This window comes from Peptoanaerobacter stomatis, from assembly GCF_000238095.2.
Taxonomy (GTDB): Bacteria; Bacillota; Clostridia; order Peptostreptococcales; family Filifactoraceae; genus Peptoanaerobacter; species Peptoanaerobacter stomatis_A.
This window is the reverse complement of sequence record NZ_JH815225.1, coordinates 1,486,710-1,500,268: the sequence shown is the minus strand read 5'-3', so window position 1 is coordinate 1,500,268 and position 13,559 is coordinate 1,486,710. Positions and strand designations below refer to the sequence as shown.

Sequence of the window (13,559 nt, the reverse complement as noted above, 5' to 3'; positions counted from 1 at the left end):
AGCATGAACTAAAAATGGAGGTCATATAATGCCAAATATAGAAATAGTAAACGTAAATATAGACTTATCCACTATGCAAAACGGAGAACTACAAAAGAAATTTAACGAAGAGCTACAAGCAGTAATAAAAAGTTTTTTAGATAAAGATATACCAAGATCCGAGAAGCGAAGCATAGACATAAAAATAACTGCTGAAATGTTAGAGGGAGAAATAGCCCTAAACTCAACAATAGGTAGCAAGATACCAAAAAGAAAAACAAAAAGCACATATTTAACACTACAACAAACCGCATATAGTAGCAAATTTACAGTAAAAGAAAAGAGATTTTTCAAAGCGGAAATCAAAGGGCAAATAGGATTTGATGAATTATTTGGAGATGAAGAGTTTATAACAGAAGAAGACGAAGAAACTGTAGAAGAAGCAAGAGAAAGAGCAAAAAAAGTATATTATGCTACTGTAGAAAAAGACAAAAAATTATTAGGAATACATATATAAAAGGAAAATAGAATATGATAACAAACAGAGCCACAAAACAAGACTATATACAATTACAAAACAAAAAAAGTAATGCACAAGGTAGACATTTTGAAGACTATATAGAAAAAGCATGTAATATATACAGAGAAAAAGGCATAGCAAATATAAAAAAAGTACCCGAGCCATTCAGAGTAACAAAGCTATATCCAAACGGAACATTTACGGGAAGATTTATAGCCAAAGCAGAACCGGACTTCAAAGGCACATTAAAAAATGGACGTTCAATAGTATTTGAAGCAAAAATGACAAGCAAAGATAGAATAATGCAAAATGTACTAACAGACGCACAAGCAAGAGCATTAGAAAATCATAGCATACTGGGAGCATATACAGGAGTATGCGTAAACATACAAGACAGCTATTATTTTATACCTTATGGAATATGGGCTAATATGAAAGAAATATATGGAAGAAAATACCTAACAAGAACGGATATTGAGGTATACGAAGTAGATTTTAATTGTGCTGTAATGTTTCTAAACTATAAGAACAAGGAGTAAATGACATGAAACAATATAAAATCGACTGTTTCGCATATACTAGAAACGGTTGTAGAGCATTAATCGAAATGGATTGTGAAAATTGTAGCTTTTATGAAAAAGCCGAAAATGTACCGCCATTTGATGAAATGATAGAAGATGAAGAATATAGAGCAAGAGTAAATAACATGACATATAAAGATTATCTGGAGCAAGCCAAAAAGAATAATTGTATTTGAACATAATAATATTGGAGGTAATAACTATGGAAATACTAAGTATTATAAATCTTAAAGGCGGAGTAGCCAAAACAATATCAAGCATAAACATAGCCCATATACTAGCCACAGAGCACAACAAAAAAGTATTAATAATAGATAATGACAAACAAGGAAATACAAGCAAGATACTAAATAGATACAAGAGTAACAGCAGAGGAACAAATGAAATACTAACCATATCATACACACAAGAAAACATACTGGAGCTAATACAAAATACAGACTATGAAAACCTAGATATAATAACTGCCAACATGTCCCTATTAAATGCAAATCTACAAACAATATTAGACCAAACAAGACCACAGCATACAAGATTTAAGAAAGCATTAGAGCTGATAGAAAGTAAAAAAGAATATGACTACTGCATTATAGATAACGCACCTGACATAAATATATCCACTATAAACGCTCTAGCATGTAGCACAATTATATTAATACCCGTTATGATAGATGATTTTGCCCTAGACGGATTGAAAGAGTTAGAAGAGCAGATAGAAACAACAAAAAAAGAACTCAACGAAAAAATAAAATATACAGGAGTATTTATAACAAACTATGACAGAAGAAACGAAGCAGATATACAAGGAGCATTATTTTTAGAAAATCTTAACTACAATCTATTCAATACTAAGATAAGACATACTCTAAAGATGAAAGCAAGTACATTTGAAAGAAAAGCAATATTAGATTATTCAAATAGATGTAGTGCAAGCAAAGACTATAAAGAGCTGGTAAAAGAAATATTAAATATACAATAAGTTCAATATGGACTTACTAAAAATATAATAGAATAGGAGACTTTATATGTCAGCATTTAATCTAACAGATTTATTAAACAGCAGGATCAAAGAAGATATACAAAAACAAGACAGCGAAACAGAGTTCAAGTATATAGATATAAAAGACCTGATAGAAAGCAAAGAGAATTTTTACAAAACAAACAAATTAGAAGATATGAAAGAAAGCATTAGAATATTAGGAATAGAACAGCCTTTAAGAGTAGAAGAAGCAGACGCACAAGGCAAGTATAAAATCCTAGCAGGACATACAAGATACAAAGCAAGTGTAGAGCTATCAAAAGAAGATAGCAAATATAGTAAAATACCATGCTATATAAAGAAAAAACAAAGCGATTTATTATCAGAATTAACATTGATATTGACCAACTATACAGCAAGAGAGCCGAGCGAATACGAAAAAATGCAAGAGATACTAAGAATTGAAGAGCTGATAAAAGAATATAAGAAAAATAATAATATCAAAGGCAATACTAGAGATATATTATCAAATGTAATTAATATGTCAAACTCAAATATTGCACGATATAAAGCGATTAATAATAACCTAGATGTAAAACTACTTGAAGAATATAAAAATGAGAAAATAAGTACAAATTTAGCGTATGAGATTAGTATATTAGATAAAGATAATCAAGAAAAACTATATCACGATATACAAGAAAATAAAAACATAACCATACAAGATATAAAAAAAGTAAGAGAAAAAGCAGAACACAAAGAAAAAAATAAAAGTATAAAAGAAAATAAGAGCGTTAATATTTTACAAGATATTATTAATGAAGCAAAGAACAATATAAATATTATATTAGAAAACAATATTAATATAGATATTACAAATATACAAGAGCTGATTAATAAGCAACTAGACTATATGTATAATAGAATATCAAAAAAGGAGTTTATGGAATGAGAAAAATAAAATTCAGAGCTAAAAGAATAGATAACGGGAAATGGGCTTATGGTTTATTAGTTCCTATGTTTGGACAGTTAGGAATTATCAAAGCAAATGACGAAAATACTTTCTATGTAGTAGATACAAAAACCATAGGACAGTATACAGGTCTCAAAGACAGACGAAGAAAAGAAATATACGAGGGCGATATTTTAAAAGGAGTATATTTCTTTTCGGGTGCAGGTTGGTTCGACACGGGAGAGGGAGAGTATACCATAAATGCCAAAGTAATATATGAAGACGGTAAATTCACTTGTAATGGTTTTGATGTAGGAGATATATGCGATAGTGTAAAAGTAAGCAGAAATTAAAATAGGAGCATAACAAATTGGAAAATATACATGTAATTAAGTTATTAGAATACTATTCAAAAATAAATAAATATATTATTCTATGCGAAGAAGATATAAAAGCACTAGAGGAAATGTATTATTTACCGCAAAGCGTAGACGCAGGAGAAGCAAGAGCAGTAAACAAGATTAGTAATATAACGGAAAATCTAGCCTTGAATGTTCCGGAGCAAGTAAAAGAAGATATAGCAGAATTAAAAGCAGATATTCTATTGCATAAACAAGCAAAAGAATTTATAAAAAAATCATTGCAAAAACTAAACTACCAACAATATATGGTAATTAAAAAGTTTTACATCAACAAATACACATGGATAAAAATATCCAAAGAGCTTAATTACAGCGAAAGACAATGCAAGAACATCAGGCAAGACGCAATATCAAGTATAAAGAAAGATTTAGAAGCAATGAAAAAAGATTGCCCGTTATTTCCCTTTTTTTGTGATATTATAGGTATAAGGAAAAATTATTAAAGCCTCCAATTCTATTATATAAAAAGGGAATTCTAAAAAAATATTAGAGTTCCCTTTTGCATTGTACATAAGAGCAAAAGTAAAGGAGAACCAACATGATAGAAGTATTGCAATTTATATTTCAATCCCCGTTGCATTATATTGGAACATGTATACTATTAGCTATTATATTTCCAATAGTTAAGGTTGAGAACAAACAATGCTAACTAAACATTGCAAATGTGGAGCTAAGATACCACAAACACAAAAACAATGTTATAAATGTCAACAAAAAAGCAGAAAAGAAAGAGCAGAATATCATAGATTTTATGATAAAAACTGTAGGAAGAATACAGAAATCTATCACAGTAAAGAGTGGGAAACACTAACAAAGCTATGCAAAAACAAATTTAACGGTTTAGATATTTATGCATACTATAAATATAATAGAATAGTTAAAGGAACACTATCACATCATATCATAGAGATAGAAGAAGATATAAGCAAAGCATACGATATAAACAATCTTATATATCTATCAGAACAAAGTCATAGACTAATACACAAGATATATCGAAGCAATGAAGAAGCTAAAAGAAAATTACAAAAAGAATTAATTAAGTACGTCAATATTTGGGGTGCGGAGGGGCTATAAAAAAAGTTTTTAGGTTTTAGCTCCATACCGCATCCCCTATAAATTTGTCGAGAAAATGCCAGAAATGAAAAATCAAAAGCACTTGTTAAAACGCTAGGAGGTGGTAAACATAGCGGGTAGAGGGCGAAAATCGGTATCTATTTCTAAAGGGAAAATAGGCAAAGCAGAAATCAAGAGAAGATACGAAGAAGAAACAAAAATAAAACTCAACCGTGATAGTTTGGTAGCTCCTGAGTGGTTAAGTGATATGGCAAGAGAAGAATTTACACGAGTAGTAACGGAAGCAGAAGCTATAGGGCTATTAGATAATTTGGATTTGGCTTTTTTGGCGATATATGCGTATGCATATAGTAGCTACATAGAAATATCACAAAAAATCAATAGTAGCTATATCACTACTAAGAAAGTAAAAAAGGGAAAGACACAAACTACCGTAGAAATTATAAATCCTCTTATAGTTGCACAAGAAAAATATATAAAACAAATAATGCAATGCTCAACTAAGCTAGGTTTAGCAACAACGGATAGATTGAAATTAATAGTTCCGGTTAAAGAGGAAAAAGAAACTAATAAGTTTCTTAAATTTCTTAAATAAGGGAGGCGGGACAATGTAAAATATGCCTAAGAAAATAAAGGATAGAACTACTGAATATGCGAAACTTATAGTAAGTGGTTTAAAAATATGTGGTACTACTGAATATTTATGTTGCAAAAGGCACTTAGACGATTTACTAAAAAGCAAAACAAAAGACTTTGAATATAAATTTGATGTAGAAGAAGCAGAAAGACATATAGATATAGCCAACGAGCTTACAATTGCAGAGGGAACAGAGGCACAGAGGTTAGAGACGTACGGTTTCCAAAACTTTATTATAGGTAGTTTGCACGGTTGGAAGCAAAAGCGAAAGAACTTTAGACGCTACAGAGAAGCATATATACAGATAGGTAGACAGAACGGAAAATCATTCATAGCAGGAGAAACCGCAAATGATTTTGCAACTTTTATTAAATATGAGCTAGGCAAAATATATTGTACGGCTACAAAGCAAGAGCAAGCAAATATTGTTTGGGACGAGATTAAGAAGTTCATACAATCGGATATTAGCCTTGATGAACTGTATAAGATAAAGGAACATGAAAAAACTATAACAAGTCTTGTAACAGGCACAATAATAAAAGCTATAGGTAGAGATACAAAAAGTGCGGACGGGTTCAGAAGTATATTAGCTATAATAGACGAATACCACGCACATAAAAACAATCAAATGTATAAGTTAATGCTAGACGGTCAAGCCAATGTTGACGGTGCATTAACACTAGCTATAACAACAGCAGGTTTTAACCTTAATAGTCCTTGCTACAAGCAATACCAAATGTGTAAAAAAATACTAAATGGACTATTAACAAAAGATACTTTGTTAATATATATTACCGAAATGGACGAAGAAGATGACATATATGATTGGAAAAATTGGTTAAAATCTAATCCTATGCGATTATGGAACAAAGATAATACGCCAAATATGGATAAGGTAAAGATAGTTGCAGAAAAAGCAATAGACGCAAAAGAGAAGCAAGGCGAAGATTTGTTGAACTTCCTTACAAAAGACCTTAACAGGTGGGTGACGTATTATGGCGAGGGTTTAGTAGACCTTGAAAAATTGGCATTATGTAAAAGCAAATTAAAAATTCAAGATATGCAAGGAAAAAGAGCATATTTGGGAATAGACTTATCCAGCGGTGGTGACTTAACATCAATAGCATTGATATTTTATTTAGATGATATTGATAAATTTTACGTTTTTTCACATTCTTTTATGCCGGAGCTTAGACTTGCAGAACATGAAAAAACTGACGATGTACCTTACAGATTGTGGGCAAAAAAAGGCTTATTAACCTTAACAAGCGGAAATTATGGCATAAAAACAGACTACAAGGCTATAACGCAGTATCTAAAGAAAATAACAGAAGATTTAAACATAGAAATAATTGAAGTCGGATATGATAGCCACAATGCAAGTGCATATCTTGCGGATTTAGATTTTTTAGCTTGTGATTTAACGGAAGTTAAACAAAGTGCAAGGAGTTTGAACGACGCAACAATGGACTTTAGATTGTCAATTAAGGCATTACAAATGCTGTATGACGAGGATAACGAGCTTATGACGTGGAGTATAGGAAATGCTGTAACTACAAAAAATAGTTTTGGAGAAATAAAGGTAGAAAAAAACCAAGATGAAAACAGAATAGACGTTGTAGACGCTATAATCGACGCTTGGAAGATTATACTAATTGATATGAACAAAAATGGAGCAGACATAAACGAAAGTGTGGACGATTTCTTCGATATGTTAAATTCAATGAAAAAATAATAAGGGGGGTGATATTAAATTGGGAAGATTAGAAAAATTAAGTAATTTTGGTAAAATGGTAAGTCGTTTTTTTAATGAAACGGACACGGATAGCAACGTTAAAACTCTTAGTTTAAGCGAAATTAATGAGTTTTTTAATAAAAATTTTCAGGGTAATTTAGGAAGTGATTTAAGCGAAACGACTTATTTTACTTGTTTAAAAATATTATCGGAAACACTCGGAAAATTAAGCATACATCTAAAAGATAAGGAAAATAACAGAGTATATAAACACGATACTATAGATGTTTTAACTCTTAGAACAAATCAAAGTATGAACCCAAGTACGTTCAAAACGTTAATGGAGTTTAACCGCAATCACTATGGAAATGCTTATGCGTATATGAAACACGACAACAAGGGAAATTTAGTAGCCTTATACCCTCTTGACCCTCGAAGTGTTACAATTTGGGTAGATAATGCACAATTTTTCAATGATATACTTGATGAAAACTCAAAAATATACTATCAATATCAGAGCAATTCAAAGACATATTATCTAAAAAATGATGAAGTATTGCACATTAAAGGACTTACACAAGACGGTATAAGCGGAATGTGTATAAGAGAAATACTTGCAAGAACAATAAAAGGCAGTAAGGAAAGTCAAAAATACCTTAACAATCTTTATGAAAAAGGACTTACAAGCAAGGCAATACTGAAATATACAGGAGATTTGGACACAAGGAAGAAAAAAGAACTTCAAAGGCAGTTAATGGAGTTAGTACACGATGACAATGGCGATGTAATACCTGTACCTATCGGCTTTAATTTAGAGCCTTTAAATGTCAAATTAACAGACAGTCAATTTTTTGAGTTAAGGAAATATACATCATTACAAATAGCAAGTGCGTTTGGAATTAAACCAACTCAAATTAACGACTTCGATAAATCATCTTATGCTAATAGTGAAATGCAGAATTTGACTTTTTATATGGACACATTGCTATATATATTAACCATATATGAAGAAGAATTCAACTACAAGCTATTGACAAAGGAAGATAGACAAAAAGGCTATAAGTATGAATTTAATGTTGCTAAGATACTTCGTGGCGATTTGAAATCTCAGGCGGAGGCACTAACAACATATACTACAGGATCAATATACACCGTAAACGAGGCAAGAGAGCGAGCAGGAGTACCCAAAATTGACGGTGGAGATAAAATTATGGTTAATGGCTCGTATGTCGGCTTGGATAATTTGGGAATGGCTTATAAAAAGGAGTGATAAGGAAATATGAAGTTTTTGAAGATTAAAAACAGTGAAAATAAGGCAGAAATCTATATAAACGGAGATATTGTAGATGATAGTTGGAACTATAATTGGGACGATGACCCGAGTATTTATCCGCTGGACATCAAAAAGGCGTTAGATGACTACAAAGATAAAGATATTGACGTGCATATAAACAGTGGCGGAGGCGATGTATTCGCTGGTATAGGTATATCAAATATGTTAAAACAGCACAAAGGTAAGACTACAGCATATATAGACGGTATAGCTGGAAGTATAGCAAGTGTAATTGCGTTTGGATGTAACAAAATAGTAATGCCAAGTAATGCGTTTTTAATGGTGCATAAACCATATACATTTGCAATGGGTAATGCAAACGACTTGGCAAAGGTCATTGAAACGTTGGACACAATCCAACAAGGAATTGTAAATACTTACTTAGACCACACGAAAGAAGACTACAAATACGAAGACATCAATAAATTAGTAGATGATGAAACGTGGTTAACTGGAGATAAGGCAAGTGAGTATTTCGATATAATATTAATAGATAGTTTGAAAGTTGTAAATTGCACTTCAAACTTATATAAAAACTTCAAATCAGTACCAAAGGGAATATTTCAAGAAGAAACATCAAAAGAGGACGAAAATACAGTAGATTTGGAGTTGTTAAATAAAAAAATTGACTTAAGTTTAGCACTTTAAGTCTTTTTTTATACAATAAATCATTTAATTTTTAAAAATATTATTAAAAGAGAGGTAAAAATAATGAAAAGAAGTGTTGCATTAAGAAAAAAATTAGAAAATTTGAAAAATCAAATTAAGACGTTACAAGATGAAAACAAGATAACAGAGGCTCATAATATGTTAAACGAGCTAAACGAAGTCAAAAAAGAATTAGAAGTTACGGAAATGTTGGAAGAAGAAGAGAACAAAAGTATCCAAGATAATCAAGGTCTAAAGGCGGTAAATCAAAAAGTTGATAAAAGAATAATCTTCAATAAACTTGTACTCGGAAAAGAACTAACACAAGCAGAATTAGACTTCCAAAATCAAGTTGGAGCAACTGGACAGGTAGAAAGCGTAGACGCAAGGGGAGGATATTTAGTACCAGTAGAGCAAGCAGAAGAAATAAAGATATATATGAGAGGCTTGGGACAATTAAAAGACTATTGTAATGTAGTAAAAGTAACTTCAAAGACTGGTACAATGCCTATAGAAGTTGAGGGAGCGGAAGAACTTATTAACTTCGACGAAATATCCGAAATCAATCAATCTGATTTCAAATTTGCACAAGTTAAGTGGAATGTAGGAGATTATGGAGATATAGTGCCAATCTCAAATACACTACTTGACGATATAAACGTAGATTTAGTAGGATATGTAAAACATAAATTCGGAAGAAAAGCTACAAAGACAGAAAATAAAAAGATATTGGAAATAATAAAAGGCGTTTCAACAACTGTTACAGGCAAAGACCACAAGGCAATAACAACAGCCTTGAACACTAAGTTAAATAGTGCTATATCTGAACAAGCGGTTATATTGTGCAACCAAACATCATTTGACTTCCTTGACAACCTTGAAGATAAAAACGGCAGACCGATACTATCTGTTGACATACAAGATGAAACAAAGAGAAAATACAAAGGTAGAAAAATCATTGTAGTTGATGACGCAGATTTAACAGGCGGAGCAACAAAAGATTTCTATGTTGGCTCAATTGAAGAGCTTATTTCATTTTTTGATAGAGAACAAATAACTATGGCAATATCAAAAGAGGCAGGCTTTACAAAAAATGTAACATACATCAAAGTTATAGAAAGATTTGATGTTAAAAAAGTTGATGATAAAGCTATGGTAAAAGTTGCGATTACACCAACAGCGTAATTTTAAATGATGATAATTTAAGGGGTACTACTGATATTTGGTAGTATCCTTTTTTAAAGGTGGTTGAATTATGGATTTGGCAAGTATTAAAGAGTATTTAAGGGTTGACAATTCAAATCAAGATAACTATATAGACGTTTTGATAAAAATATCTGATGACTATATGGAAAATGCTATAGATAACTATAGAGAAAAAATGAAAGATGACAAATTCAAAATGAAATCGGAAATATGTCAAAAAGCTATAATTCAAGATATGTTTGACAATAGAACATTAATCAACAAAGATAGCGAAATGACATATATAATACGTTCTATGATTACACAATTACAAACATAAATGGAGAGTGATTAAATGAACATTACTTCAATGTTAAATAATACTGTAGATATATACGAATTTGTCTTAGAAAAAAACGAATTAAATGAGCATGAAAAAAAAGAAAAATATTTAAAAACTTGTTATTGCAACATTATTCCGATGAACTCTAAAGAAGTCAAATCAATAGCTGATACAAATGCGAATATTCAGACACATAAATTTAAATTTAGATATGACAGCGTATCGGACATAAAAAAAGACTGGATTTTTAAGTTTGAAAACAAGGTTTTTAGTGTAAGTAGCTGGGATATTGATTACAAAAATCGTGAATATATTGATGTATATACTTCGCTACGCCAAGAATAAGGAGAATATAATGGCTGATGATGGCTTAAACGTGGAGGAATTGACAGACTTTGCGAGGAATTTCATAGAAAGAACAAGCAGGCAATATCCTAACGAGGTCAAAAAATTTCTTAGAACAGAGGGAAATAAGTTAAAAAGGCGTATAAAATCTAACGCAAAAGGTAAATTTAACACAAAAACAGGAAATTATATGAGTGGGTTTAAACGTGGAAAGCCGTACAAATACAATTCAGACGAAGACGCTATAAGGGTTTATAATTCACAACCTCACGCACATTTATTAGAAAAAGGTCATAGAATTATAGATAAACATGGTAATGAACACGGTTTTAAACAAGGTGTTAATGTTGTTGACAGCACAAGCGGAGAGTTTAAGGACGAATTTGCAAGAGATATTGAAAATTGGGTTGATGATATGTTAAACAAAGGGATTGATTAAAAATGATTAGTCTTAAAGATATAATGTATGCTATAAATACTCTTATTTCTAATCATTTACAAATGGATGTAGATAGTAAAAACTTAGACGAAGTATTCGAAAGACCGAGCATAAGAACATCATTAGATGATGTGAGAACAAGTGCATTTATGCAGTCTATGAAAAAAAGAGAATTTACAATAAGAGTATACTATTTTCCAAGAGAAATTAAGAAAAATAAGATAGAAATACTTGAAATTACAGAGAAATTGGAAAGAATTTTTTTTGATAATATTTATATAAAAGATGATTTTTTTATATATATTGATGATGTGTTCTTCGAAACAGTGGACGGCGTGTTGGTCGCAACAATGAATTTCTTGACTATGGAAGAATTGCCAATCCCAAGCGAAGATGAATTCATAGAATATATGGAAGAATTAAGTATCTCATATATAAAATAAATATTTATGAAAGGAAGGTACAAAATGGGTTTACCAAAAATAGAAATAATCTTCAAACAAAAGGCTATTACAGCAATTAAAAGAAGTGCATTAGGCGTTGTAGCTTTGATTGTAAAAGATGATACTAACAAGACTTTTACAACAAGAGAATACAAGAACATCACTGATATTGTAGATGAAGAATATACAGCTGAAAACCTAAAGCTAATTAAGGACACATTTACATTTACTCCAGCAAAAGTCATTGTTGTTAGGATTGATTTAAACGGCAAAATAACAGACGCTTTAAAACTTATACAAAGTTTAAAAGTAAATTGGTTAGGACTTGCAAAGGGAATAAAATCAGAGCAACAAGAAGTGGCGACGTGGATAAAATCAATGGAAAAGATAGGAAAGACATTTAAGGCTATTGTATTTAACGCAGATACGACAGAGTGCAAGCATATAGTAAACTTTGCAACCGAAAAAGTAATATTCAAAGACGAAAGAGCGGAGCAAACAGGAGATAAATATATACCTACTTTGCTTGGACTATTTGCCGGATTGCCACTTACACGCAGTGGGACATATTATAATTGTTCTAATTTGGCTAAGGTATCACAAGTTGACAATGTAGATGAACTTATCGACAAGGGCAAATTGTTACTTATAAACGATGAGGGAGATGTAAGGATAGCAAGAGCTGTAAACTCTATATCAGAGCTTACACAAGATATTACGGAAGATATGAAAGATATCATAATTATAGAAAGTATGGATATGATGACAGAGGACATCAGAGAAACATTTAAAACTTGGATTGGTAAGTATAAAAACAAATACGAAAATCAAGTATTGTTCATATCTTCTGTAAATTCATATTTTAGGCAGCTTATGAAAGAGGATGTACTCGACAATGAATATCATAACCACGCTGATGTAGATGTAGACGCTCAAAGGTTGGCGTGGTTATCTGTAGGTAAGACAGAGGCGGAGCAGTGGGATATACAAAAAGTAAAAACTATGTCATTTAAAAAGACAGTGTTCCTACTTGGAGATATAAAGATATTAAATGCGGTGGAAGATTTCAAATTCCATATTAATTTATTTTAATAAGGAGCGATATAAATGAGTAAAGCGATGAACCATAATAAAATACTTCGTGGGAGTTATGGCAAGGTATGGATTGACGGAGAACTATTCGCAAATATAAAGAAATTTGAGGCAAAAGTCGAGGCTAAGTATGAAGATGTAGAGATAGCTGGACAACTCGGAAAAAAAAGAAGATATGTAGGATTTGAGGGTAAAGGAACAGCAACACTACACAAAATAGATAGTGCTATGGCTAAAAAACTAGCAGAGCAATTTAAAACGGGAGATGTAGTAGATAGTAAAATTATATGTGCTTTAGATGATCCAACGGCTTATGGAGCAGAAAGAGTAGAAATATTTGACGTAACATTTGATGAACTAATGTTAATGAGTTTTGAGCAAAAAAATATAATAGAGGAAGAAGTACCATTTGAATTTGGCGACTATAATTTTATAGATTTTATATAGAGGTGCATTATGGATAATAAAAGAATAACGCTTGATGACTTGCTAAGAAGAAAGGAGCAATCCCAAGATGACAAGCTAAAAATAGTATTTATACACTCAAATTATCTTAACGGAGATTTGGAAGTAAGAAAAATGAGGTCTATTGACTTAATGAAATCACTAGACAGATTAGAGGATATTAATTCGTCTGTGGAAAATCTTGAATTTTCTGTTAATTTGATATACAATCATTGCCCTTTATTCAAGGATAAGAGCTTGCAAGATGAGTATGAGTGCGTAGAACCAACGGACATAATATACAAGGTATTTGATGATAATATAGGAGAGATTGGAGAGTTAGCAAATTCCATAATGGGACTATATGGAATTAATGATAACGTGCAAAATAAACTAAAAAACTAA

The 13,559-nt window shown here is 31.2% G+C and carries 20 protein-coding genes; all 20 read left to right on the top strand.

The window, feature by feature from the left end; genetic code table 11:
- The first annotated feature begins 28 nt into the window (after positions 1-28).
- The 20 genes from HMPREF9630_RS06510 (at position 29) to HMPREF9630_RS06415 (ending at position 13,559) form a co-directional block, all read left to right on the top strand.
- The gene (locus tag HMPREF9630_RS06510) at positions 29-496 is read left to right on the top strand and encodes a hypothetical protein (protein ID WP_009527717.1); all 468 of its coding nucleotides are present in this window, start codon (positions 29-31) and stop codon (positions 494-496) included.
- Positions 497-510: 14 nt separating this feature from the next.
- On the top strand, positions 511-1,038 hold the full coding sequence (locus tag HMPREF9630_RS06505; protein ID WP_009527716.1) for a Holliday junction resolvase RecU: 528 nt from the start codon (positions 511-513) through the stop codon (positions 1,036-1,038).
- A 5-nt stretch (positions 1,039-1,043) separates the two neighbouring features.
- On the top strand, positions 1,044-1,256 hold the full coding sequence (locus tag HMPREF9630_RS06500) for a hypothetical protein (protein WP_009527715.1): 213 nt from the start codon (positions 1,044-1,046) through the stop codon (positions 1,254-1,256).
- 26 nt (positions 1,257-1,282) lie between these two features.
- Positions 1,283-2,059 (top strand): ParA family protein, encoded by a 777-nt coding sequence (locus tag HMPREF9630_RS06495; RefSeq protein ID WP_009527714.1) that lies wholly within the window; start codon positions 1,283-1,285, stop codon positions 2,057-2,059.
- Positions 2,060-2,105: 46 nt separating this feature from the next.
- Complete coding sequence (locus HMPREF9630_RS06490) at positions 2,106-3,011, top strand: ParB/RepB/Spo0J family partition protein (RefSeq protein WP_009527713.1); 906 nt, start codon at positions 2,106-2,108, stop codon at positions 3,009-3,011.
- On the top strand, positions 3,008-3,364 hold the full coding sequence (locus HMPREF9630_RS10090; RefSeq protein ID WP_009527712.1) for a YopX family protein: 357 nt from the start codon (positions 3,008-3,010) through the stop codon (positions 3,362-3,364). The genes HMPREF9630_RS06490 and HMPREF9630_RS10090 overlap by 4 nt, the downstream gene beginning before the upstream one ends.
- Positions 3,365-3,381: 17 nt before the next feature.
- Positions 3,382-3,876, top strand: a complete 495-nt coding sequence (locus HMPREF9630_RS06480; RefSeq protein ID WP_009527711.1) for a hypothetical protein — start codon at positions 3,382-3,384, stop codon at positions 3,874-3,876.
- Positions 3,877-4,075: 199 nt separating this feature from the next.
- On the top strand, positions 4,076-4,510 hold the full coding sequence (locus HMPREF9630_RS06475; RefSeq protein WP_009527710.1) for a hypothetical protein: 435 nt from the start codon (positions 4,076-4,078) through the stop codon (positions 4,508-4,510).
- Positions 4,511-4,610: 100 nt separating this feature from the next.
- On the top strand, positions 4,611-5,105 hold the full coding sequence (locus HMPREF9630_RS06470) for a phage terminase small subunit P27 family (RefSeq protein ID WP_009527709.1): 495 nt from the start codon (positions 4,611-4,613) through the stop codon (positions 5,103-5,105).
- A 22-nt stretch (positions 5,106-5,127) separates the two neighbouring features.
- Positions 5,128-6,882, top strand: coding sequence for a terminase large subunit (locus HMPREF9630_RS06465; RefSeq protein WP_009527708.1), 1,755 nt, complete (start codon positions 5,128-5,130; stop codon positions 6,880-6,882).
- A 19-nt stretch (positions 6,883-6,901) separates the two neighbouring features.
- Positions 6,902-8,152: a phage portal protein gene (locus HMPREF9630_RS06460; RefSeq protein WP_009527707.1), complete on the top strand. Its 1,251-nt coding sequence runs from the start codon at positions 6,902-6,904 to the stop codon at positions 8,150-8,152.
- Positions 8,153-8,161: 9 nt separating this feature from the next.
- Complete coding sequence (locus HMPREF9630_RS06455; RefSeq protein WP_009527706.1) at positions 8,162-8,863, top strand: head maturation protease, ClpP-related; 702 nt, start codon at positions 8,162-8,164, stop codon at positions 8,861-8,863.
- Positions 8,864-8,926: 63 nt separating this feature from the next.
- The gene (locus tag HMPREF9630_RS06450; RefSeq protein WP_009527705.1) at positions 8,927-10,048 is read left to right on the top strand and encodes a phage major capsid protein; all 1,122 of its coding nucleotides are present in this window, start codon (positions 8,927-8,929) and stop codon (positions 10,046-10,048) included.
- A 70-nt stretch (positions 10,049-10,118) separates the two neighbouring features.
- Positions 10,119-10,388, top strand: a complete 270-nt coding sequence (locus HMPREF9630_RS06445; RefSeq protein ID WP_009527704.1) for a head-tail connector protein — start codon at positions 10,119-10,121, stop codon at positions 10,386-10,388.
- A 15-nt stretch (positions 10,389-10,403) separates the two neighbouring features.
- Positions 10,404-10,736 (top strand): head-tail adaptor protein, encoded by a 333-nt coding sequence (locus tag HMPREF9630_RS06440; protein WP_009527703.1) that lies wholly within the window; start codon positions 10,404-10,406, stop codon positions 10,734-10,736.
- Between the two features lie 10 nt (positions 10,737-10,746).
- Positions 10,747-11,175 carry an HK97 gp10 family phage protein gene (locus HMPREF9630_RS06435; protein ID WP_009527702.1) on the top strand — a complete coding sequence of 143 codons (429 nt, stop codon included), beginning with the start codon at positions 10,747-10,749 and terminating at the stop codon, positions 11,173-11,175.
- A 2-nt stretch (positions 11,176-11,177) separates the two neighbouring features.
- Positions 11,178-11,618 carry a phage tail terminator family protein gene (locus HMPREF9630_RS06430; RefSeq protein ID WP_009527701.1) on the top strand — a complete coding sequence of 147 codons (441 nt, stop codon included), beginning with the start codon at positions 11,178-11,180 and terminating at the stop codon, positions 11,616-11,618.
- Between the two features lie 24 nt (positions 11,619-11,642).
- Positions 11,643-12,710 carry a phage tail sheath C-terminal domain-containing protein gene (locus HMPREF9630_RS06425; protein WP_009527700.1) on the top strand — a complete coding sequence of 356 codons (1,068 nt, stop codon included), beginning with the start codon at positions 11,643-11,645 and terminating at the stop codon, positions 12,708-12,710.
- A 15-nt stretch (positions 12,711-12,725) separates the two neighbouring features.
- The gene (locus HMPREF9630_RS06420) at positions 12,726-13,157 is read left to right on the top strand and encodes a phage tail tube protein (protein ID WP_009527699.1); all 432 of its coding nucleotides are present in this window, start codon (positions 12,726-12,728) and stop codon (positions 13,155-13,157) included.
- A gap of 9 nt (positions 13,158-13,166) precedes the next feature.
- Entirely contained in the window at positions 13,167-13,559 is a 393-nt protein-coding gene (locus tag HMPREF9630_RS06415) for a hypothetical protein (RefSeq protein ID WP_009527698.1), read from the top strand.